The sequence below is a fragment of the Paenibacillus sp. AK002 genome (genome assembly GCF_053903045.1).
The window spans coordinates 5,433,710-5,455,936 of sequence record NZ_CP096377.1 but is presented as its reverse complement, the minus strand read 5'-3'; the positions used below and the strand labels follow the sequence as shown (position 1 = coordinate 5,455,936).

Sequence of the window (22,227 nt, the reverse complement as noted above, 5' to 3'; positions counted from 1 at the left end):
CCTTTTCCCGGAAATATTCCAGGGAAGAGGGTTTTTTTGTCATTTTAGAGTTCATTTTCTGGGCGGAAGACATATGTTAAATACGAAGAGCCCTTGATAACGACGGATAGTAACGATAAGGAGGAATACCCTTGAAGGAAAACCATGAGGTGCGCGTATACCCGGTATTTCATTCGCCATTTGATCCTTGCCCGCCTAAGCCCTACAGAACGTATGTGGTGCCTGTTAACCAGTTTATCGTGTTTCAACCGCCCGGCCTGCCGCAGTTTAGCCCTGCCGAGGCATTGAGACACGGAACGTTATGGCCGTCCTTGTATAGCCCGTATACCTCGCGAAAATTTAAAGGAGAGTGATCGGCCGTGAACGAAGCCAGACCCCAGGTTGGAGATCGGAAGTATTACGAAATGCTGGAGCAGCTACAGGCATTGGATTTTGTCCTGGTGGAGCTGAACCTGTATTTGGATACTCATCCGGATGATCTCAAGAGCATCGAGCAGTTCAACAAGCTAACACAGGAAAGGACGGTGCTTGCGAAGCAATTTCAAGAGCTGTATGGGCCGCTGCAAAATTTTGGTCGTGCTTTTTCCAAGTATCCGTTCGAATGGGCCCAAGGCCCGTGGCCTTGGCAGGTTTGACCGCGTTGGTCAGCGGGCTGCTGCTTGCTTCACCACCTGCATGCAGCCCTCACGAAGAGGATAAGCGAGAACAAGGAGGCGGAAGAGCCCATGTGGGTATATGAAAAAAAACTTCAGTATCCGGTGCGCGTAAGTAAATGTGATCCGAGAATGGCAAAATTTTTGATGGAGCAATATGGAGGCGCTGACGGCGAGCTGGCCGCCGCGCTGCGTTATCTGAACCAGCGGTATACGATTCCAGACAAAGTGATCGGATTGCTCAACGATATCGGAACCGAGGAATTCGCACATCTCGAGATGATTGCCGCGATGGTGTACAAATTGACGAAGGATGCAAGCGTGGCGGAGCTGGAGGCAGCCGGATTGGGCGCGCACTATGCCAATCACGATCATGCGCTGTATTATGAGAACGCGGCCGGCGTACCGTGGACGGCAACCTATATTCAAGCCAAAGGAGATCCGATTGCGGATTTGTACGAGGACATTGCGGCAGAAGAGAAGGCGCGCGCTACATATCAATGGCTTATCGACATGACCGACGACGTGGATTTGCAGGACAGTCTCAAATTTTTGCGGGAACGGGAAATCATTCATTCCCTCCGCTTCCGGGAGGCCGTTGAGATTATCAAGGAAGATCGGGAAACGAAAAAGATTTTCTAGGGTGCCGACATCGTTCCCACCTGCAAATAAATCGTTCATGACAGGCCCGGCCGATTGCGGCCGGGCCTGTTTATGGGGGATGGAAGTTATGGCGGTATTAGGTCCCGTGCAGTTCCTGGTCCGAATCATGATACGGCAGCCGGACCGTAAAGGTGGTACCCTGCCCCGGCTTGCTCTCTGCCTGAATCGTGCCTCCATGAGATACGATGAATTCCTTGGCAATCGCAAGACCTAGTCCCATGCCGCCTTGATGCCGCGCACGCGCTTCATCCGTGCGGTAGAAGCGGTTAAAGAGATAAGGAAGATGCTCTTCTTCAATCCCTGGGCCCGTATCCCGAATATCAATCCGAAGCATGCCGGATGGGGACTCCTCTAACAGCGAAACGTGGACAAGCCCGCCATGGGGCGTATACCGGATCGCGTTGACGAACAGATTCAGGAACACCTGGGTGATTCGGCTCGGATCAACGGGTACGGAGGTGCGTTCCGTAGCGCTCGTCAGTCGCAGGGCCAAGTTCTTAGCCTCCGCCTCAGGCTCTAACCGTTCCCGGATTTGACTCAGCAGAACCAGCATATCGGTTGGTATTCGAACCAGCGGCAGCTGCTTCGCTTCGGCTAAAGATAATTGATGGAGGTCACCCACGAGCCGGGTTAAGCGAATCAATTCGTCCTGAATGGGAAGCAGCAGTTCGGGTTCGATCGGCTGCCGATTCTGTTGAAGCAGATCCAGCTTTCCCCTCACGATGGTCAGCGGTGTGCGAAGCTCATGGGCGACGTCAGCCACCAAATTGCGGCGGATCATTTCCGATTGTTCGAGCTTGGAAGACATTCCGTTAAAAGCGACGGCGACCCTCCCGTATTCGTCCTCCGAGGTGACGGGGGCCTGAATGCCGTACTCGCCTTGACCGAGGCGTTCGATGGCCGGGACGAGCTTGCGCAGGGGCGCCGTGAGCCTTCGCGATATCCAGTATGCCGCGCCAAGGGATAGCAGGACGAAGAGGATGGTGCCTCCGCCCAGCAGAATGATGATGGATGTGGGCGTACCGATCCGAAGCTTGGTCAGGTTTGCCACATCCGTATCATAATAATACAGCTCTGCGACCGCTTCGCCTTCAACATGTAACGTCCGCTTTACCCCCAGACGTTTGATCAGCTGCTCTACAGCCTCCCCCTCATGCAAGAGGGCCGTTTGTTCCCCGGATACCAGCAGGATGCTCTCCTGGCGGTCAGCCGAACGGGGACTGTCCGCTAACCATGCCTGATCCTGAACGGCACGGAAAGTATGCCCATTCTTTACGTAGTAGCCGACCAGCCGGTCCTGGAGCTGATCCAGCTCTTCTTCGCGCGAGGTTTGCAGCATGACATCCATGGAATCGCGGATCACGATATAAGTAAGAAGGACGAAGACGGTGCTGAAACCGATAATGAACGACGAGAGGACGATGAAGATTTTGCGGCCCACGCTCATGGCTGCTGCTCAAACCGGTAACCGAATCCATACACCGTTTTGATAAAAACGGGCTCGGCCGGGTCATCTTCGATTTTTTTGCGGATCCGGCTGATATGGGCGTCCGCGGTCCGTTCATCATTGTGGATATCATCCTCCATGGCCGCCTGAAGCAGCTGCAGACGGCTGTATACCACGCCAGGCCTGGAAGCAAGGGTCAGGAGGAGCTTGAATTCGGTAGGAGTAAGCAGGATCTCCCGGTCGTGTTTCCATACCCGGCATTGGGTTTCCGAGATCGTTAAATCGCCGCGCTTAAGCATTTCTTCAGTAACCGATTCGCCTTCTATTCTGCGAAGGACCGACCGAATGCGCGCAGCCAGCTCTCGCAGGGAGAAAGGCTTGGTCATGTAATCGTCGGCGCCTACCTCCAGTCCGATCAGCTTATCGGTTTCCTCAATCCGGGCGGTAACCATAATGATGCCGACACGGCTTGATTTTCTGAGCTCCCGGCATACTTCAATGCCGCTTAATTCCGGCAGCATCCAATCCAATACGACCAGCGCCGGCTTGGCGTCTCTCGCCTTGGCCAAAGCCTCCGTTCCGGTCGCAGCGGTAATGATGTGAAATCCCTCCTGACGGAGGAATGGCTCCATAAATTCAATGACTTTCCGTTCATCGTCCACAAGAAGCAAGGTATGTGCCATGCAAGCATCCTGCCTTTCCATTGATTCGTTAGGTTCAGCGGTAAATCCACCCCATTATATACGGTTTCCAGCCGCAATTGGAAAATTTCACGGAATCCGCAAGCCATCATCACAAGATCGCAACATTTCGATGATAGGATGATCTCGTAAAAATTTTTAAATCGAGAGAGGGATATCGACATGACGCAACAACCTGTAAGAAAAACACCGCTGGCCGTATGGATTTCGTTAGGGCTGGCATGGTTATTTGTTGTTTGTATTGCCGTTCAGACGTTTATTGCCGGCATGGCGCTGTTTCACGACGGATCGATGTGGAGAAGCCACACCCTGTTTGTCCATTTTTTTGAAATCGTGCCGCTGCTCATGCTGATATTTGGTTTTACAGGCAAACTGCCCGCCCCGTATAAATGGAGATCACTGGCTCTGTTGTTATTGGTCTTCGGCCAATACCTCACGGCGAACCTGCCTGTCGCAGGGGCATGGCATCCGGTCATTGCCATCGGATTGTTCTGGCTTGCCGTGGATACGGCACGTGGTGTACTCCCATCCTATCGGCAGGAACAGAAGGGGTAATACGAACATGAGAAGCCTTGCCGTGCTGGTTATGGCTTTAATCGGAGGTTTTGCAGGCGGGATCGTTCTGAATGCAGTGATCGCCGTTACGTCGCACATGGTATTTGGAGGAGACGAGGACGGGTTGAAGGGTCTCAAATATCTGCCGTTTGTTACCTCGGCATGGTGCGCCGCTACTTTAATGATCTGGCGGCGCCCGGAATTTGAACAATAACGCTTCGTTCCGCGTTACCCTTCAACCGCCAGCGAGATCCAAACGAACAGGATATAGAACAGGATCGGTATCACAATCCCCAGGGACAACAGGTACCATACAAGCGGTGTCCGAACCATCTCCTTCACCAGGGCGATCGGGCTTCGGACATATCGGCCCTTCTTAAGCCGGTTAACCATCCGCTTGAGAATGGCGGCTTGCTCACGGGGATCATACCGGTCCAGCTCTGCCAGCAGTTCGGCTTCCAGCAGCCCGATGGCCGATGCTTCACCAGACTCTCTTGTTTCCGGCAAGTTCATCCTCTCCTTTCTTCGAACTTATTGTATATATAACAACGTTAAAGCGGCCTTGGTTACGCATGATGATATAGACAAAAAGCAACAGTAATGGGGGAATGGGATTTGCAGATGTGATATGGTTCCTATATGATGAGGGGAGATTAGACTAGAATCAGATTATATGGAGCGAAGGGAAGGACAAAATTGGAAAAAACAGCTACGTTAATCAAGCCGGAAGCGATGATATTTGACATGGATGGAACGCTGTTTCAGACGGAGACCCTGCTGCTGCCCGCCTATCACAAATTGTTCGACATTCTGCGCGAAGAGGGGCACTACGAAGGAGAAACGCCGGATGAGGAGCTCATGCTTGGATGTCTGGGGATGCTGCTCGAAGACATTTGGAAGAAGGTCATACCGGATGCGACGCCGGCAGCCCATAACCGTGCAAACGAGCTGCTGCTGCAGCTGGAGCTCGAAGGTTTAAGCGATGAAGCAGCCGTTTTGTATCCTGAGGTGAAGGAGACGCTGGAGGAGCTTCATCGGCGCGGCGTCCGACTGTTTGTTGCCAGCAACGGCCTGGAGGATTACGTGAAGGGCATCTCCCAAGCGAGGGGGCTTATGCCGCTTTTTGAAGGAGTCTACAGTGCCGGAGAGCACGGAACGGCTTCGAAGGTGGATTTGGTCAGATTGCTGCTGGATCAGCATGAAATCAAGGATGCCTGGATGGTAGGAGACCGATCATCGGATGTGGAGGCAGGCAAAGAGAACGGACAAACCGTCATTGGCTGCCGCTATGCAGGTTTTGGCGAGGATCAGGAGCTGAAGGGATCGGACGTTGTCATCCATTCTTTTTCACAGCTGCTGAAGCTTCATGACCAAGCCGAGTAGATTGGATAGGAGTCACAAAGGCTGTTTCCAAGGGTAGCATGCAACCCTCTTGGAAACAGCCTTTGTGCGTGTTTTCGGATTATAGTATTCGATTTTCCGGGGTTTGGCCTTAAGCATTCTTCGCGGATTTTTTTTGACTGTATACCCACATGGCATATTCTAAGGGCTTCACCATGGATTCGCGGTAGGCAGCCATATCGCCGATCTGCGAGAATACTTCCCTTGATGGCTTAGGATTCACCTCCAAGAGAAGAACCCTTCCGGTTTTATCCACTGCCAGATCCAGCGCAAGCTCGCACAAGCCTCCATATTGTCCGTCCAGAAATTGGGCTATGGCCACGCCGAGGGAATCGGCTTCCTCGCGGATGCTGGCGCGCTTTGCCGGATCTGCGATCCATTTGCTTAACAATTCTTCCATCATCGTTGCGCTTCCGCCGCCATGCAGGTTGGAGGTTACGCTCTTCGGCGCCCCGACGCGTCCCACGCAGCCGGTCACCTGCCATTGACCGGCACCGTCTTTCTGCACGAGCATTCGGTAGTCATGCACTCTTCCGTCCGGCAGCTCCAGCTGTATTCCCTCTTGGACGAGATATCGGTCTTTATTGCCCCAGCCCGATAAATATTGCGCCAAATGGCCCGATGGCATCCGTTTCGGTTTAATGATGCTCCGATTGGAATTGCGTCCCCTGATTTCATACGTGCCCGTAACGCCCGGCACTTTCGCAATCCGCAGGATTCCGCGTCCGCCCGTTCCGTTGATCGGCTTAAAATAAACGACAGGGTGAACATGGAGCATCCGGTGAATGTCACTGGTGCTCGTAACGATCCGGGTGTCCGGCAGATGCGGCCGGAAGCGTTTTTTGGTGGACAGTATTTGATGAATCGTCCATTTGTTGCGCAGCGGCCGGTTCAGAAACAGCAAGTACCGGTAGCGGGAACGAAAGCGCAGCAGCTGTTGAAAGCGCGGACTCTTTTGAATGCGGCAGCGGTCAAAGATCATGTCGGGAAACGACCGCCACCTCCGGCTCCATCTTTGGTGGTCAGGGTCGTATTCCATGGCGTTGATCAGCCCTTGGGCGCTGTTGACCTCGGCGGGGGTGAAGACGTAGACGTCCAGCCCCATTGCCTTTCCTTCCTTGATCATATGCTCGTAGATATGCCGTTCCTCCAGCTTTTTCCGTTCATCCAAGTAAAGCGTCATAATACCTAAGACGGGTTTCGACACAGAGGTTCACCTTCTTGAATAGAGTCAGCATTAAATGATTGGTGCAGGGGCAGGATTCCGCTCATAATGAGCGTAGGTTTTCCTGTCGGACCCTGCTCAAGAGCAATGGCCTGCATCCCTGCATGAAAGCACATTTGCAAACTTGCCGTATGATCTGCAGCCACTTTGCATCGCAGCCGCCCGAACCTGGATAATTGCGAGCGGATCAGGGAAGAACCGATTTGCCGGTTGCGGTATAGAGGGTGTACAGCAATCATACAGGCACTTTCTCCATAATCCGCCGCAAAGCAAATCCCCACCGGTATGCGCCCGATATCGCCCCGAACCGTTGCCGCCACGATCGAAGTGCCGGGCTGCAGCAGCTCGTCGTAGGATAACGATGCCAGACGCTGATAACCTTCGCGGGTTAGACGCTTGCTGCTGTAACGCCTGAAGAACTCGCTGCATTGCTGTCTGGCATGCGGCCATTCTTCCGGGCCTGCGAGAGAGAGACATGAGATTTCCACATGATCCCCTCCTTTCCGTGCATCTTTGACCGGTGCTTGAGACCGTGCAAGATTTACTTATGCTTGATCAGGTAGTCGGAATATTGAAAAATCCGCTCCAGTGATTTTTTGCGGATCGCCGGTTCGTCAAATTTCATCGGTCTTGAATTCGCCTCGAAGAACCAAAGGATGCCTTCGTTATCGATTCCGAGGTCCATGGACATTTCCCCATGGATCTGCCCGGAGCATTTCTCAATCTGCCGTGCCATATGCACGGCTGCCTTTCTAACCTCGCCCAGGATGGCATCGGAACGTTCCGGACCGAATACGATCGGCAGCAGCTTCTCCGGGTCCTCAATCGTTCCCCCGCGGGGAACATGCGTGGTTATGCTCTTGGCCCCTGCCATGCGTGCTCCGATTCCCGTGACCGCCCAGGAACCCGAATCGTTCTTTTGCACAAGAATGCGGAGATCAAAGGAACGGCCATGGACCTGAGCCAGCTCGATTCCCTGCTGAATAAGGTATGAGCTTCCTTTGGTTTCCTGATAAACCCGGTTCCAGAGCCTTTCCAAGGAAGCCGCTTTGTACGTGGTACTGTTTTTGTTGTTCTGAATCTGGATGCGGTAGGGGAGCGATTTGTTTTTCTGGTACCGAATCCTCATAATTCCTTGACCGGCTTTGCCATCCTCCGGTTTTAGATACAGGTAGGGTTTCTGCTTCATCATCTCATATAAAGTCGGATACCCCTTCAAGCGCTTAGTCAGAGGAGTCCATTGCTTGGTTAACCGCGATTTGTTCAGCCAAGCGAACAGTCTCCACTTATTAAAGAAATGTGGGTTGTAGAGGACGATATGGGGATGCCTTTGGCATTCCTTGATTTTGCGGCGAACCCACGGCAGGGCTTCATCCTCACGGTATGGAATCCGGTTATAGATAACCTGGGGCAGAGGACATAACCTCTGCTCCCAGGAATGGTCGCTCAACAGCATATAACCTTTGACAGCATCCGTATCAAGCTTCAGATCGCGTACCGTGACCACATAGACCAGAAACCCCATATCTTTTCCTGTCTTGATGATTTCCTGAAAGTTTTGCCGGTTGCCTCTGAACATGGTTTGAGTATCGTGCATGGTCAAGATTGCTACAACCGGTCTTCCATCACTCTCCACTCGGCTGATCACGAATCATTCCCCCCTGTGGAAGCCGCTCAGATACAAACTGTGATCAAAAATATGCTCGACTGATGCTCTTCCTTCCGCTTTAAGTGAAGGGTGGCTGAAAATCGATCTGCCCGGCTTCGAATTCGCTTCAAACATCCAGATTCTCTCGTTATCGTCTATGCCGATATCGAACCCGATTTCCCCTAGCAGATGCGGGTGGTGATTCTCAATCGCTTCCGACATCGCAATGGCGGCTTCCTTGGCGCGCTCCAGCACATCACGCGATCTGGTTCCAAAAGCGCGGGAGAGCGCCAGTTCCGGCGTCATCAGCGAGCCGCCGTTCTTGATATGCGTGGTGACGCTGCCGCGTCCGGCTTTTTTGGCGCCGATGCCGACCACGGCCCAACGGTTTCTGCTGTTCTTATGCATATGGAACCTGAAGTCGATGGGACATCCGTCGATTTCAATGAGACGGATTCCTTGCTGGATGACGTAGCTCTTCAGCTTGGCACCGTGTTTTGCCTGAAGCATCCGCATCAGACTGTTAAAGTTCGGGAATTTGAGCAGCGTGTTGCCGCCGTTTCCGTGATAGCGGGCATAGTATCCTTTTTTGGGAAGATAGGTTAACCGGTAGATGCCCAGGCCTAAACTTCCGGCAGAAGGCTTATAATATACGAAATGATGGCGTTCCATCATATCCTTAATCCGCTCGGGACTAGGATTGTTGTAGGTTTCCGGCAAATATTTGCCCGCCTGCAGGTCACCGTCCAGCTGCGAGTAGACATCCGATTTATTGAAGAACGCCCAATTGAAGAATTTGATGTTGCGTTTGCCGAATCGGTCCCTCAGTTGGTTGGTAAAAGGGGAAAAGTCGGTTTTCCGGCTCGGTAGGCGGTTATAAACGACATCAGGAAGCGGAACGGTCTTACGAATGAAGCCGCCGCCGGAACCAAGCATATAGGCATGAACGGTTTCGCGCTGCCAGTTGATATCCCGTGGGGCAAAGGCATATACGAACATTTTTTTGTTGCCTTCGCGAAGCAGCTGCCGGATATACGAAGTGCGGGCTCCAAAAGGACTGGACGGATTCGGGGGGCCGTCGGACAGAACCCCGACCACGGGCCCCAGTTCAAGTTCTCCTTCCCGGGGGGAATGGATGTATACAGGACCCTGTCTGGGAACGTTGACGCTGTTTCGGACTCCGCTGCTTAAATAGATGTGCTTTCCCGACCGTTCGATCGGTTTCAGGGCAGCGGACACGGTATTGGTGCCAATGCGAAGCTTTATCGATTTCTTGCTTGATAGCCCCAGGCTCTTGAGAAGCGAACCGGATAAAAAGACGACTTTTTCGGGCTGCTGCGAGAAATGAATATTTCCGAAATTCAAACTCATGTATTTACCCTCCTAAGTTGTCGAAGCAATAAATAACGGGCGTATTGAATCGGATGTTCGACGGACAGCCGGGCTGCGTGACCATCTCCCGTTAGTGTAAATGCGCGTCGGCCAGGTTTGGAGTTGACCTCCAGGATCCAGACCCGTCCGCTGGTATCCACGCCAAAATCGATTCCCAGCTCGCCGAGCCGGCCGAATCCTTCCTCCAGCAGAGCTGGAAGCTGAGCGGACAAATCCCGGATGGTCCGCATGATCCCCTTGGCCTTTTCTTCTCCGAAATCGGTCGTTAGATAGGGGAGGGCGGGAAAAGCCGTGCCTCCGCCATGAAGGTTTGAGGTTAATCCTTGGTCGGCTCCTTGCCTAACAGCGATTCCTGTGACGGACCATATGCCGCGATCATTCTTTTGAACCAATGACCGGATATCGTACGGGTGCCCATTACCGTTGCGAAGCTTCAGGAAGGGCTGAATGATAAACCGGCGGCGGCCGGTAAAACCTCTCACCCATTCGTTCATCTCTTGCACGGGAATGGTATGCAGGAACATGCGATTGCTCCGATCCCTTCCTTGCAGTCTGACACGCTGTTGATCTGTCAACGCGAGGTACAAGGTGTGACGGCCCTGAGAGCCTCCGCTTGGCTTCATGAAGAGACGTCCGCCAAAGGCGAGCAAAGCCCGGCTGAGGGATTCGGCTCCCGTATAACTTAAGGTTGCCGGCAAATAAGGCTTGATGGCTGAGGAGCGCTTTAACAGCTGATGAACCTTCTGCTTGCCCGGCAGACCGCGTGACCACAGCTTAACGCCAAGCTGCGACATTCGGTTCAGAAGTTCACCGGCTGCGGCCGTTTCCTCGCCGCTTCGGTGCAGGCAACGGTCATAGACGATGTCAGGAAGCGGGAAGGTGCCGGTGCTCCAGCCCTCTTCCGGATTGAAGCGATATCCTTTTATCCTGTCCGCGGCGCTGTCCGCACCTGAAGCAGGTGAGGCATCATCCGGACAAAAAACAAATACCTGCATGCCGAGGCCCTCGGACTTCAAGCTTAGCTCGCGGAGAAATTGCTTCTCGGCAAACGGCGGGAAGCCCGGTTTGCGGCATGCCATGACACCCAGGGTGCCTATTATCTTTGAGGGCATAAGGTTCTCCTTTTTTACAAACCCGTCAAGTATTGACAGTATTGAACGAGTCGTACGGCAGACGGCCTTACTTTGGAGTCGGCATTCAATGGCGCGTTTTCGCCTTTGGATGGCTTGGAGTTGACCTCCAGAAGCCAAATGCGTCCCGAGGTATCAATCGCCAAGTCGATGCCCAGTTCTCCAAAGTGATAAGGAATGGCAGCCTCCAATCCATGAGCGATATCGAGCGCCGCTTGGTTCATTCGGGCGGGAGCCGTTTGCTTGGAGGATAACGGAATGCTGCTCATGGCCAGCGCGTCCTTGACGGAAGATAGCGTACCGCCTCTGGCGAGATTGGAAACAAAGTGGTTTCCGCCGGCAATTCGGGCTACGACCGAGGTCACTGCCCATTTGCCGTTTTTGTCTTTATGAACAAGCGCGCGAAAATCGACGTTTCGCCGGTTGATGCGGATTAAATCCAATCCTTGCTGAATTTGGTAACGCGTTTTTTTTATTTTTCCGGATAAGCTGCTGAACAGCTTTGGAAGCGAGGAGTAGGTGCTCTTCTTGGATCCTTCAAGAGATGTCGTCATCGTTTGGTAATGGCCGTTCTCTTGCCGGGAAATCCGGATGATTCCCTTTCCCAGACTTCCCCGCACCGGTTTCAGGAAGACCGTCCGATACGTGGTGCACATTTTTTTGAGAGTCGGATAACCGCTGAGCAAATAGGATTCCGGCAAATATTTTTGGAGCTTCGCATCGGGTCCGAGCGCCTCGAAGACATCGGATTTATCGAGGAATTTTTCGTTAAAGATGTGGGTGCCGAATCGTGATTTTACTTCTCTCATAAAATGCTGTACGCTAGGACTATTCTCCAGTTTGCGGGTAGACAGCCGGTTATTAATGACGTCCGGAGCTGGAACGCTGCGCTTTTTCCAGCCCGCGTCATAGATAATTGCTTCAAGTGTTGACGGGTTCGAACCGATCATGTCAGGGGTGAAAAAGTACACATATGCGCCTTGTTTCTTGGCCGCGTTTACCATTTCCAAACAGAAAGCCGAAATCGACCCGAAAGGTTTATCAGGTTCATCCGGTAAAAAGCGGCTGACCATGACACCGATGAGCGGACCGAGCTTCAGCATTTTTTCCGTTGGATAATATCTGACATTCATCGTGCTGCGAGGAAGCAGTTCCGAACTGCTGAATATGGTGGGGCTTAGGGCCAGCGTGTTCGATTTTCCTCCTGAAGTAACGCGGATTTCCTGCTTGAAGGAGCCAAAGGCAAGCTGTATCGGTGAATCTGTCGGGATACGGAGCTGTCTTATGAGCCGGTCACCAAGCTTGATATCGTTATCCGGAAGCTGGGCTGAGCGGATTAATTGAACCGATATCTTGGATTTGGTGTTGGATTTGATCTTGGATTTGCGCATGATGGATCTCCTTCCGACAACAACTGGATACTTAAGTGAACAGACAAAGACTTCATCTGATCATTGCATGTAATGCATCATATGAGGACATATATCCCTTGGTGATTGTACTGCTCGGGAAAAAGGAGTGCTGAAAATGCAGAACTGGCTGTTTATTTTGGTGAACGTGTGCGTTGCTGCTTTTGTTGGCGGCGTAACGAACCACTTTGCGATAAAAATGCTGTTTCATCCCCGCGAAGAAAAAATCATCCTGGGCCGCCGCGTACCCTTTACCCCGGGGCTCATCCCCAAGCGCAAGGACGAGATTGCCGAGTCGCTGGGGCATGTGGTTTCGGATTACCTGGTGACAAGCGAGGGCCTGCAGGATCTGATTCGCAGGCCGGTGTTCCGCAGCAAGATGGAGGAAAGCCTCCGGCGGAAGCTGGAGGAATGGAGCGAATCGGAGCTGAGCTTCGGCGACTTGGCGCTGAAAGTATGGAGCCCCGAACAGTGGGAGCAGATGAAGGTCCGGGCGGAACAATTGGCGCGCGAGCTTACGGCCCGAGGTGCCGCTGCCATATGGCACGGGTATGGGCTTGAGGCGAAACCGCTGAAGGAGCTCGTTCCCGGCTGGTCGGAGGAAACGATTCAGGGCTGGAGCGCGGCCGCAGCCGATACCGTGCTGAAGGAGCTGAAGCATACGCTCTTGTCGGCAAAGGGGCAGCTCATGCTGTCGGACGTAGCTTCTTCACTTATCGATAAGGCGGGCGGATTTCTCGGTACGATGGCTTCAATCTTTGTGGATGAGGATAAACTGGTACAGAAGATGACCCCTGTGCTGATCCAGCAGCTGGAGGGAGAGAAGGTCCGCAAGACCATCACGGACATCATCTCCGGAAAGCTGTCTCATTACGGGGAGATGCCGATTGGGGATATCATCGAACATGCATCGGATGAGCCGGGGCTTGCGTGGCTGACCCGGACACTGGATGACAAGCTTCCTTGGTCCACATGGATTCAGCGGATCGAGCTTCTTCGCGTTGGCGAAGCGATCGGCCCGCGCATGCCGGCTATCGAGGCAGCCCTGCCAGGAATGCTCGATAAGGGGCTGGGCTTTTTGGAGCGAAGCATCCCGGGGGCGATGAAGGCCGTTAACTTGCCTCAGCTCGTTCAGGAGCAGGTGGAGAAATTTCCGATCGAGCGGCTGGAAGAGGTCATATTGAGCGTATCCGGCCGCGAATTCAGGGCTATTACCTGGCTCGGGGTTCTGCTGGGCGGGATCATCGGATTACTCCAATCGCTGCTGACGATACTGTGGAGATGAGATGTTAAGAGTTAAGATGTGGCAAAGCGAACGAACAAAACGGCTTCTTAGCCGAATATAGGGGAGGAACCAAGAATGAACATTTATGACAAAGCACATGATCTGGCAAAAGCAATGAAGGAGAGCCAGGAGGTAGAAGAGATTACCTCCGCGATGAAACTCGTGGATGCGGATCCGGAGAGCAGACGCATGCTGGACGATTTCCGCCAGCGCCAGATGGAGCTTCAACAGCGCATGATGTCTGGAGACATGCCGGCCCAAGAGGAAATGGAGAAGATGGAGAAGCAGTTCGAGGTGCTGAGCCTGAACCTGAACATCCGCCGTCTGTTTGACGCCGAGCGGCGTCTGAGCGTCATTATCGAAGACGTGAACAAGATTATATCGGACAGCCTGCAGCATCTGTACGGACCGGCCCAATCCTAAGCGATCTCGTTTGTGACCATGGTGCGGAGGTTAACTTCGAAGACAATTCGAACAAATTTTTATAAACTTGTCTCATAAATTGCGCAAGCTCCTCATAGAGTAGAAATATAGATTTCAGAGAGTAGAGGAGCTGCGTTTACAATGAAAAAAAAGAAAAACAAGTTTAAACACACCGCATATTTATTGGTTGCACTCGGCATGCTGATATACGCCCTTCCGAGCATTTCTTTCTCCGGCGGGTTCTCTTGGGTTTCGCTGTTCGGTGCTGTCTGGGCAGGCTTTGCCCTGCTCGTGATCGGTTCGCATCTCTATTATCTTATCGGAGTAGACGAGGCGAAGCAGAAAGCGCTGGACGCAATCCGCAAGGAGAAATTGAGCCAGTGGGAACTGAAATGGCCTGAGGAACAGAAGAGCCAGGAAGCCAATTAAGTGCCGGATCACAGCGAGAGCTGCGATAAACAAAAAACCTCCCTTGAAGCCGATGCGGCTGGATTATCCATCCGCCATCCTTGAGGGGAGGTTTTTTTGGATTTGACGGGTATGGGAGCGTCAGCGGACGTGATATAATAGATACAGTATAGTACAGATAGTGTTATGGGGGTGTAACAGTTGGACGTTCGGGATGATACGATTACAAAACACGAGCAGCTGGTTCAGTATATTGAAAGTTTGAAGGTGGGAAGCAAAATATCGGTGCGGCGGCTGGCCAAGGAGATGGGCGTCAGCGAGGGGACCGCTTACCGGGCGGTGAAGGAAGCGGAAAGCCTAGGCATCGTTGTCACGAAGGAGCGGATCGGTACGGTTCGCGTGGAACGGAAGCCGCGGAACATATCCGAGCAGCTTACGTTTGCCGATGTCGTCGAGATCGTGGAAGGACATGTGCTTGGCGGTGCCGAAGGGCTGAATAAAAGCCTGCACAAGTATGTGATCGGCGCGATGAAAGTGGAAGCCATGATCCGCTATATCGACGCCGGAAGCCTCATGATTGTCGGTAACCGCGAAGATGCCCATTCCCTGGCGTTAGAACAGGGGGCAGGCGTGCTGATTACCGGCGGTTTCGGCACGAGCCGGGAAGTGAAGCTGCTGGCGGATCAGCTGGATCTGCCTATCATCTCGTCCCGACATGACACGTTTACGGTCGCCTCCATGATCAACCGTGCCATTTTCGACCGTTTAATTAAGAAGAAAATTATGCTGGTGGAGGATATCGCCCATGATAAGCCCAAGAATCACCAGTTGAAAAACTCCGTCACCGTTCAGGAATTCAAACGGATTTCGCAGGAGACGGGGGAAAACCGGTACCCGGTCACGGACGAATGGAACCGGGTCATCGGCATCGTCGGGGTTCGCGACGTGGAAGGTCTGGCCGAAACCCAGCCGATCGAGAAAGCGATGACCCGCAATCCGGTGACGGCCAGCATGAAGACCTCCCTTGCGTCAGCCGCGCAGATCATGATGTGGGAAGGGATCGATTTTCTGCCGATCGTGGATCGGAACCGCAAGCTGCTTGCCACCGTCACCCGAAAAGAGGTGCTTGGCGCACTGCGGGATGCGCGAAACCAGCCTCAGCTCGGCGAGACGTTCGATCAGCTGATCTGGAACGGGATCGCGGAGGATCGGGATGAGGAAGGGCGATTGTTCTTCCACGGCTTTATCACGCCCCAGATGGCTTCGGAACTCGGAACGATTTCGCAAGGGGTGCTCACCACCGTGATGAGCCAGGCGGCCGTGAAGGCGGCCAAGGATATCAGCGGCTGGGATCATGTCCTCGATCATCTGTCGACGTATTTCATCCGGCCTGTGCAGATCGAGGATCCGATTGTCATTATGCCGAAATTGCTGGAGCTCAGCCGGCGCACCTGCAAGATGGAGATTGAAATCCAGCATCAGACGAGCCTGATTGCCAAAGCGGTCATGACGATGCAGGCGATCGATCACGGCTAAGGGGAAACTCTCCCGACTAAAAAAAGGGCACCCCGCTGGTCTTGTAGACCATGCGGGATGCCTTTTTTCAACTTAGCTTCATTCAGCCGGCCGTCCGCGAATTCTTCAGTCTGCTGTAATAGGTGCGGCTTCGAATGCCGGCAAATATATTGAATGCGCCAAGCACCAAAAACGCCGCTTCCACAATGACAGCGGGCGTGGAGCCGCTGAACAGGAACATGCATACCAGCGAAAGGGAAACCAGCATAATGCCCATGCAGAGGTTCATCATGGACATATGGATTCCGCGGTCGACCGGATCCGCTACTCGCCGTGCGCGAATGCTATACAGCGCGGCAGCTACGACGGACAGGACAAGGATAATGTACAGGATATAGTGGATGACGGTTATCATGGAATGGAAGGCTCCTTTATATTCGGTAACATGCTCGCGATGTGGCTAAAAGTGTGTGCATGTGCTGCTTCGTGATCACAAGATGACTTTTTGAACACCCTCTAAAAGCATGTTAGATTCGATCATTTACAATAGTATGTATTGTATCATGATCCCGTTGACTTTGCATCCAGATGATCGACGCCGACCCAGATTTGCAGCACGCCTTCCATGACGAGCATGGTTTTGATTTGGACCTTGTAATCTTTTTCCCGGACCGTATAGATTTTGTCGCTGAGGAGGGAACGGGTCAGCTTGCTGTCCGTATCGATATCAAACACGTTGCGGCCGCGAAGGGCGGCCAGATCGTCGCTCATAAGCCTGACGAGCTCTTTGATGATGACGGGATCAAGAGGCTCCCTGTCGTTTTGTTCGCTGCGGATCTTGATTTCTTTGATGACCGTGGATTGTTTATTGTATTTTTTTAACGAATCGATATCTTTTTCATACTGCGTTATTTTGAGCTGCTGTTCCTGATTCGTTTCCCATAATTTATTGTAGGCTGCATGATAAACCGAATTGTAGAGGATGCTGCCGACGACCATCCCCAGCACGAAGATGGATGCGACCTGATAGAAGGGACGGAATCGGTGGGCCGGAGGTACGCGCATGGATCAGCTCCGGCTGGAGCACACCCATTTGACCAGCTCGCTGCCCATATGTGCTCCAAGAAATGCAAAACCCAGATATAAAACCTGCTTGATGGCAGGGGATAGATTGCCGACTACCATGTTGCTTTCAATGACCCGCATCGGATCAATGGTCCCTCCGATGGCGGCGGCAAGCGCCCATATCTTAATCCGGTCGGCCACTTCTATCATGGTCAGGGTCGGGGGCTGCAGGGACAGCACGGCGCCCACGCCTCCCACCATGGCCCCTCCCAGCACGATGCCGAAGGCTATAAAAAAGTCCAGGATCGCTTTGGATAAAAAAACGCTCATGCCCTCATGTCTCCTTTCTTCTCTCGGTGGATGTCACGGCAACCGCCTGTCCACGTATTCCCTAGTTTCATTCTATGGGCGGGCCTAGCGGGATTATGATAAAATGGTATAAAGACTTTATAAGATATTTCTGAGTTGATTTTAAATATACATGTACCGGCGAAAGGAAGGCGTTACGATGAGCTCTTTCGTGCATTTGCACGTGCATAGTGAATACAGTTTGCTCGATGGAGCGGCACGTATCGGTGACCTGGTGCGGGAAGCGGCGGCGCTTGGCATGAAATCGCTGGCGCTGACGGATCATGGCGTGATGTACGGTGCCGTTCCGTTCTATAAAGCCTGCCTGGCGCAGGGCATCAAACCGATTATCGGCTGCGAGGCCTATATCACGGCAGGCTCCCGCAAGGAGCGGGGAAGCCGCAAGGACCAGCCGATCTATCATTTGATTTTGCTTGCCAAGAATGAGACCGGCTATCGCAATTTAATGAAGCTGTGCTCGATCGGGCATTTGGAGGGGTATCATTACAGACCCCGAATCGATATGGAGGCGCTGGCCGCCCACCATGAAGGAATCATATGCCTCAGCGCCTGCTTGGGAGGCGAGGTTCCCCAGCATCTGCTTCATGGACGCGAGGCGGAAGCCAAGGCGGCAGCGCTCCGTTACCAGGCGATTTTTGGAGAGGATTACTACCTTGAGCTGCAGGATCACGGCATTCCGGAGCAGAAGCGCGTGAATCCCCAGCTGATTCAGCTGAGCCGCGAGACCGGCATTCCGCTGGTAGCGACCAACGATGTGCATTATCTGACCGAGAACGATGCCGAGGTTCAGGACGTCCTGATCTGCATCGGCACGGGAAAGACGGTCGAAGATGAAGACAGGCTGCAGATTCAGACGAACCAGCTCTATCTGAAGAGCGGCAGCGACATGGAGCGTCTGTATCCCCATGTGCCTGAAGCTATATTGAATACGGCTAAGATTGCGGACCAGTGCCATTTGGAGCTGGAATTCGGCAAATCCATTTTGCCGGAATACAGCTCGCTTCCGGAAGGGAAGGATGCTGCGGAATACCTGCGGGATCTCTGCCTGAGCGGATTGCGGGAACGCTACGAAGGCACGGAGCGGTGGCAGGATGAAGGGCAGCGCAGCGAGCTGGAGCAGCGGCTCGATTATGAGCTCGGCGTTATCGAGAGCATGGGCTTCAGCGATTATTTCCTGATCGTATGGGATTTTATCGCCTATGCCCACCGGAAAGGCATCGCAGTCGGACCCGGAAGGGGTTCCTCGGCAGGAAGCCTAGTGGCTTATACCCTGCAGATTACCAATGTGGATCCGATGAAATACAAGCTGTTGTTTGAACGCTTCCTGAATCCGGAACGGATCACGATGCCGGATATCGATATCGATTTCAGCGATGAGCGCCGGGACGAGGTCATCGATTACGTGGTGGACAAATACGGGAAAGAGCATGTGGCCCAGATCATTACGTTCGGTACGATGGCCGCAAGGGCAGCCGTCCGCGACGTCGGGCGTGCGCTTAATGTGCCGTTCGGGGATGTGGACAAGGCGGCCAAGCTGATCCCTAACCACTTGGGCATCAGCATTGAAAGAGCGATGGAGCAAAGCCCGCAGCTGAAGGAGCAGTACGAAACGAAGCCGAAGGTACGCGAGCTGATCGACATGGCGATGAAGGTCGAGGGCATGCCGCGCCATGCATCGACGCATGCGGCCGGCATCGTCATTTCCAGGGAGCCCTTGACGGATGCGGTGCCGCTGCAGGAAGGCAGCGAGAAGACCGCGCTGACGCAGTATTCCATGGAGAATTTGGAGAGCGTGGGGCTCCTCAAGATGGATTTTTTGGGCCTGCGGACGCTGTCGATCATCGAGCGCACGCTGAGATGGATTCAAGAATTGACCGGCAGAGAGCTTGATTTCGAACAAGTGCCGGATGACGACCAAGCGACTTACGAAATGCTGGGCCGGGGGGAGACCGCGGGCGTATTTCAGCTCGAATCGGCCGGAATACGGCGGGTGCTGAAGGATTTGAAACCTTCGGTGTTTGAGGATATCGTATCGGTGAATGCCCTGTACCGCCCGGGTCCCATGGAATTTATTCCGAAGTTCATTCAGGCCAAGCACGGCCGGATCGAGCCGGAGTACCCCCATCCGGACCTGATCCCGATACTTGGCGATACGTACGGCATTATCGTTTACCAGGAGCAGATTATGCAGATCGCTTCGACGATGGCGGGCTTCTCGCTCGGGGAAGCGGATCTGCTGCGCAGAGCGGTATCGAAGAAGAAACGCGAGGTGCTGGACCGCGAGCGCAGCCACTTCGTTTCAGGGAGCCTGAAGCTGGGCTATACCGAGGATGAGGCCAACCGCGTGTACGACATGATCGTCCGGTTTGCCAACTACGGATTCCCGCGCGCGCATGCTGCCGCTTACGGCGTGCTGGCCTTCCAGACGGCTTACCTCAAGGCGCACTATCCGGTTCCGTTCATGGCTTCCATGCTGACAGCCGTCATGGGCAGCCATCGGAAGGTAGCCGAATACGTGCTGGAGGCGCGGCGCATCGATATCGAGGTCATGCCGCCGGACGTCAACGAAAGCGGGACGTATTTCACGCCGGTCATGAGCCGTTCTGCTGCCGAAGGCAGCGAACTGCAGGCCGATTCTCCAGCCGGCGGAGGGATCCGATTCGGGCTTGCCGCCATCAAGAACGTCGGCACGCAAGCGGTGGAGAATATCGTCGAGATCCGGCGCGAAAAGCCGTTTGAAAGCCTGCTTGATTTCTGCCGCCGCGTCGACCTCCGCGTATGCAATAAGCGCGTGATCGAGTCCCTGATCCAGGCGGGCGCCTTCGATTCCTTGCAGGGGCACCGCTCCCAGCTGGTCGCCATGCTGGACGAAACGGTGGAAGCGGCCGTGAAGTGGAGAAAGGAGCGGGATGATCTTCAGATTCAGCTCTTCGACTTCGTGGAAACCGCGAATTGGGACATTGAATATCCGGACATCCCGCCTTATACGGCAAGTCAGCAGCTCGAATTCGAACGCGAGCTGCTGGGCATGTATTTGTCCGGTCATCCGCTGGACGGCTTTGAAGAGACGCTGACGGAGTCCGGAGCGGATCGGCTCATGGATCTGCATGAAGCGGAGGATGAGTCGATGGCTACGGTTGCCGGCATGGTGGTCTCGCTGAAGACCATTACGACGAAACAGGGGAAAGCGATGGCCTTCATGGAGTGCGAGGATCAAATCGAGCGCTGCGAGGTCGTTCTCTTTCCGGAAGTGTGGAAGCGAAGCGCGCATCTGATTGAAAAAGGAGCCCTTCTCGCGATCCGGGCGAAGGTCCAGCTGCAGGACGAAGGCTTCAAGCTGCTGGCCGAAGAAATCGCTCCGCTTGAAGCGCAGACCCTGGGCCAGCTCGTTCGGCGGAGCAAGGTCCGGGGAACGCAGGGCGGCGGCAGAGGCAGGGCCGAGGGAGCAGGCCGGGGCGCCGCATCGGGCGCAACCGGCAAGCAGGCGGCTTCGGCCGGCGAACCAAAGGCCGTTCTGAATGCAGCGCAGCCGCTTGCCGCCACGAAAGGCCAAGACCTGCCTCCGATCGGAAAGGAAGTTTCAGGCATTAACCGAACGTCCGGGAAGGAATCTCGAGCAGGCGCATCGAATCCTAAAGCAGAGCAGCGCGTGTTTGTGAAAATAACGGCCGATGCGGAGCGATCGGAGATGCTGGTCAAGCTGAAAGAGCTTCTGCAGCGGCATCCGGGGCCTGTCGCAACGGTGTTGTTTTATGAACGAAGCCAGAAGGTGCTTGCGCTCAGTGATGCCTATCGGATCAAGCCTTCGCAAGAGCTCATTGCCGAAATGGAGAGCATGCTGGGCAAAGACACCGTTAAAGTGAAGTGACATGAAAATTTAAGAACGTTTCCCATCCCTCCCGCATACAATTAGGACACTACAGGAATGTTGGCCGAGTATTCGCCTGAAAGAAAGCACTTTACGGCGATGACCGTAGTGACAGGGCAACGGCCAAAGACGCGGGGGGGATTTGTGGTGTCAATGGACTTGGCAGAGAGCATGCTCAGCCGCAGAGGAGTCAGCGTTAACTCCATCGCGGATATTGTGTTGAAGCTTCAACAGCGTTACCATCCGACGCTAACCATCGAGCAGTGCGAGGAAAGCGTGCGGGCCGTGCTCGGGAAGCGCGAAGTGCAGTATACGTTGTATACGGGCATTGCGCTGGATGAGCTGGCGGAGAAGAAACTGCTGCCGGAGCCGCTGCAATCAATTATGGAGCAGGACGAACCGTTGTACGGTGTGGATGAGACCATGGCGCTCGGTGTCACGAGCATATACGGCATGATTGGACTGACCAGCTTCGGCTACCTGGATAAAGAAAAAATTGGCGTGATTGAGATATTAAATGAAAAAACGGACGGGATTCATGTGTTTCTGGATGATCTCGTTGCAGGCATTGCCGCCGCCGCTTCCTCGCGAATCGCGCATAACAATCCCGATGCGGCCCATTATACCGCGGGATCTGACTGATTTGCGCGAGTGTTGTCGAATCGCTGCATAAGGGTACGGATTTGGCTTTCAGCCCCCTGCTCTCTTTGTTGAGGTAAAAACTGAAGTATGTTATCATTATCCATTATATCGGCTCAGGATATGCCTGTGGGACGAGATTAGGGGGATCTGAAAGGCATGTGGACGGTTATCTATATTGCGCCAACTGCAAAGGTGGCGGAAATGATCAAGACCAGGCTAACGGAAGAAGGGTTTTTGGTTCAAAGCCGTCCTGTGAATCTTTCCAAACAGCAGTTTGAGATTTTGGTACCCTCCGGAGAGCTTGAGGAAGTACAGGAAGTGTTGAATTCGATATTGCACCCCTAGTTTCATCTGGGTTACATAGCGAAGCTTAGCGTACGGATCGGCGATGTGCTATTGCGGCGGCCATTCAAATTTACGGCTGGAGA

The 22,227-nt window shown here is 53.6% G+C and carries 25 protein-coding genes; 13 read left to right on the top strand and 12 right to left on the bottom strand.

The genetic code is table 11. The annotated features are described in order from the left end of the window. The first annotated feature begins 131 nt into the window (after positions 1-131). From M1D70_RS24290 to M1D70_RS24280, 3 genes are all read left to right on the top strand, one after another. Entirely contained in the window at positions 132-353 is a 222-nt protein-coding gene (locus M1D70_RS24290) for a spore coat associated protein CotJA (protein WP_036674153.1), read from the top strand. A 6-nt stretch (positions 354-359) separates the two neighbouring features. Further along, entirely contained in the window at positions 360-635 is a 276-nt protein-coding gene (locus M1D70_RS24285; RefSeq protein WP_009595735.1) for a spore coat protein CotJB, read from the top strand. A 90-nt stretch (positions 636-725) separates the two neighbouring features. After that, positions 726-1,295 carry a manganese catalase family protein gene (locus tag M1D70_RS24280; RefSeq protein ID WP_036659827.1) on the top strand — a complete coding sequence of 190 codons (570 nt, stop codon included), beginning with the start codon at positions 726-728 and terminating at the stop codon, positions 1,293-1,295. 97 nt (positions 1,296-1,392) lie between these two features. Here the strand turns inward: M1D70_RS24280 and M1D70_RS24275 are convergent, their stop codons facing one another. Both M1D70_RS24275 and M1D70_RS24270 read right to left on the bottom strand, forming a co-directional pair. Beyond that, the gene (locus tag M1D70_RS24275) at positions 1,393-2,763 is read right to left on the bottom strand and encodes a sensor histidine kinase (RefSeq protein ID WP_456288193.1); all 1,371 of its coding nucleotides are present in this window, start codon (positions 2,761-2,763) and stop codon (positions 1,393-1,395) included. Next, positions 2,760-3,446 carry a response regulator gene (locus M1D70_RS24270; RefSeq protein ID WP_456288192.1) on the bottom strand — a complete coding sequence of 229 codons (687 nt, stop codon included), beginning with the start codon at positions 3,444-3,446 and terminating at the stop codon, positions 2,760-2,762. Before M1D70_RS24270 ends, M1D70_RS24275 begins: the two co-directional genes overlap by 4 nt. A 180-nt stretch (positions 3,447-3,626) precedes the next feature. Between M1D70_RS24270 and M1D70_RS24265 the strand changes: the two genes are divergently transcribed. Continuing rightward, positions 3,627-4,019 (top strand): DUF6220 domain-containing protein, encoded by a 393-nt coding sequence (locus M1D70_RS24265; protein WP_456288191.1) that lies wholly within the window; start codon positions 3,627-3,629, stop codon positions 4,017-4,019. A gap of 7 nt (positions 4,020-4,026) precedes the next feature. Then, complete coding sequence (locus M1D70_RS24260; RefSeq protein ID WP_009595746.1) at positions 4,027-4,233, top strand: DUF5957 family protein; 207 nt, start codon at positions 4,027-4,029, stop codon at positions 4,231-4,233. 14 nt (positions 4,234-4,247) lie between these two features. Here M1D70_RS24260 and M1D70_RS24255 read toward each other — a convergent pair whose 3' ends face one another. Beyond that, positions 4,248-4,532 carry a hypothetical protein gene (locus tag M1D70_RS24255; RefSeq protein WP_254664139.1) on the bottom strand — a complete coding sequence of 95 codons (285 nt, stop codon included), beginning with the start codon at positions 4,530-4,532 and terminating at the stop codon, positions 4,248-4,250. A 183-nt stretch (positions 4,533-4,715) separates the two neighbouring features. Here M1D70_RS24255 and M1D70_RS24250 point away from each other — a divergent pair, with 183 nt between their 5' ends. Continuing rightward, positions 4,716-5,402, top strand: a complete 687-nt coding sequence (locus M1D70_RS24250; protein ID WP_009595725.1) for an HAD family hydrolase — start codon at positions 4,716-4,718, stop codon at positions 5,400-5,402. A 109-nt stretch (positions 5,403-5,511) separates the two neighbouring features. Here the strand turns inward: M1D70_RS24250 and M1D70_RS24245 are convergent, their stop codons facing one another. Genes M1D70_RS24245 through M1D70_RS24220 form a run of 6 tightly spaced genes read right to left on the bottom strand, consistent with a single transcriptional unit; the run spans position 5,512 to position 12,206 of the window. Further along, complete coding sequence (locus tag M1D70_RS24245) at positions 5,512-6,627, bottom strand: YheC/YheD family endospore coat-associated protein (protein ID WP_096776321.1); 1,116 nt, start codon at positions 6,625-6,627, stop codon at positions 5,512-5,514. Continuing rightward, positions 6,609-7,133, bottom strand: a complete 525-nt coding sequence (locus M1D70_RS24240; RefSeq protein ID WP_456288190.1) for a GNAT family N-acetyltransferase — start codon at positions 7,131-7,133, stop codon at positions 6,609-6,611. The genes M1D70_RS24245 and M1D70_RS24240 overlap by 19 nt, the downstream gene beginning before the upstream one ends. Before the next feature lie 53 nt (positions 7,134-7,186). Next, positions 7,187-8,293: a YheC/YheD family endospore coat-associated protein gene (locus M1D70_RS24235; protein WP_456288189.1), complete on the bottom strand. Its 1,107-nt coding sequence runs from the start codon at positions 8,291-8,293 to the stop codon at positions 7,187-7,189. Positions 8,294-8,296: 3 nt separating this feature from the next. Further along, positions 8,297-9,664, bottom strand: a complete 1,368-nt coding sequence (locus M1D70_RS24230; protein ID WP_433941129.1) for a YheC/YheD family protein — start codon at positions 9,662-9,664, stop codon at positions 8,297-8,299. Continuing rightward, positions 9,661-10,797: a YheC/YheD family endospore coat-associated protein gene (locus tag M1D70_RS24225; RefSeq protein ID WP_456288188.1), complete on the bottom strand. Its 1,137-nt coding sequence runs from the start codon at positions 10,795-10,797 to the stop codon at positions 9,661-9,663. The genes M1D70_RS24230 and M1D70_RS24225 overlap by 4 nt, the downstream gene beginning before the upstream one ends. 14 nt (positions 10,798-10,811) lie before the next feature. Continuing rightward, complete coding sequence (locus M1D70_RS24220) at positions 10,812-12,206, bottom strand: YheC/YheD family endospore coat-associated protein (RefSeq protein ID WP_456288187.1); 1,395 nt, start codon at positions 12,204-12,206, stop codon at positions 10,812-10,814. 136 nt (positions 12,207-12,342) lie between these two features. Here M1D70_RS24220 and M1D70_RS24215 point away from each other — a divergent pair, with 136 nt between their 5' ends. From M1D70_RS24215 to M1D70_RS24200, 4 genes are all read left to right on the top strand, one after another. After that, entirely contained in the window at positions 12,343-13,509 is a 1,167-nt protein-coding gene (locus M1D70_RS24215; RefSeq protein ID WP_015736993.1) for a DUF445 domain-containing protein, read from the top strand. 75 nt (positions 13,510-13,584) lie between these two features. Continuing rightward, positions 13,585-13,932, top strand: a complete 348-nt coding sequence (locus M1D70_RS24210; protein WP_009595776.1) for a YlbF family regulator — start codon at positions 13,585-13,587, stop codon at positions 13,930-13,932. A gap of 141 nt (positions 13,933-14,073) precedes the next feature. Further along, positions 14,074-14,361: a hypothetical protein gene (locus M1D70_RS24205; protein WP_015736991.1), complete on the top strand. Its 288-nt coding sequence runs from the start codon at positions 14,074-14,076 to the stop codon at positions 14,359-14,361. A gap of 180 nt (positions 14,362-14,541) precedes the next feature. Further along, positions 14,542-15,876: a DRTGG domain-containing protein gene (locus tag M1D70_RS24200; RefSeq protein WP_036659800.1), complete on the top strand. Its 1,335-nt coding sequence runs from the start codon at positions 14,542-14,544 to the stop codon at positions 15,874-15,876. Between the two features lie 82 nt (positions 15,877-15,958). Here the strand turns inward: M1D70_RS24200 and M1D70_RS24195 are convergent, their stop codons facing one another. From M1D70_RS24195 to M1D70_RS24185, 3 genes are all read right to left on the bottom strand, one after another. Next, positions 15,959-16,270 carry a YtpI family protein gene (locus tag M1D70_RS24195; protein WP_009595071.1) on the bottom strand — a complete coding sequence of 104 codons (312 nt, stop codon included), beginning with the start codon at positions 16,268-16,270 and terminating at the stop codon, positions 15,959-15,961. Between the two features lie 146 nt (positions 16,271-16,416). Then, positions 16,417-16,920: a hypothetical protein gene (locus tag M1D70_RS24190; RefSeq protein WP_009595061.1), complete on the bottom strand. Its 504-nt coding sequence runs from the start codon at positions 16,918-16,920 to the stop codon at positions 16,417-16,419. 3 nt (positions 16,921-16,923) lie between these two features. Further along, positions 16,924-17,250: a YtrH family sporulation protein gene (locus tag M1D70_RS24185; RefSeq protein ID WP_009595060.1), complete on the bottom strand. Its 327-nt coding sequence runs from the start codon at positions 17,248-17,250 to the stop codon at positions 16,924-16,926. Between the two features lie 178 nt (positions 17,251-17,428). On the opposite strand from M1D70_RS24185, the gene M1D70_RS24180 reads away from it, so the two are divergent. From M1D70_RS24180 to M1D70_RS24170, 3 genes are all read left to right on the top strand, one after another. Continuing rightward, a complete protein-coding gene (locus tag M1D70_RS24180; protein WP_456288186.1) occupies positions 17,429-21,157 on the top strand; it encodes a DNA polymerase III subunit alpha in 3,729 nt (1,242 codons plus the stop codon). A 147-nt stretch (positions 21,158-21,304) separates the two neighbouring features. Beyond that, positions 21,305-21,799 (top strand): phosphatidylglycerophosphatase A family protein, encoded by a 495-nt coding sequence (locus M1D70_RS24175; RefSeq protein ID WP_036673757.1) that lies wholly within the window; start codon positions 21,305-21,307, stop codon positions 21,797-21,799. Positions 21,800-21,955: 156 nt separating this feature from the next. After that, positions 21,956-22,144 carry a hypothetical protein gene (locus M1D70_RS24170; protein ID WP_006212044.1) on the top strand — a complete coding sequence of 63 codons (189 nt, stop codon included), beginning with the start codon at positions 21,956-21,958 and terminating at the stop codon, positions 22,142-22,144. The last annotated feature ends 83 nt before the right edge of the window (positions 22,145-22,227 follow it).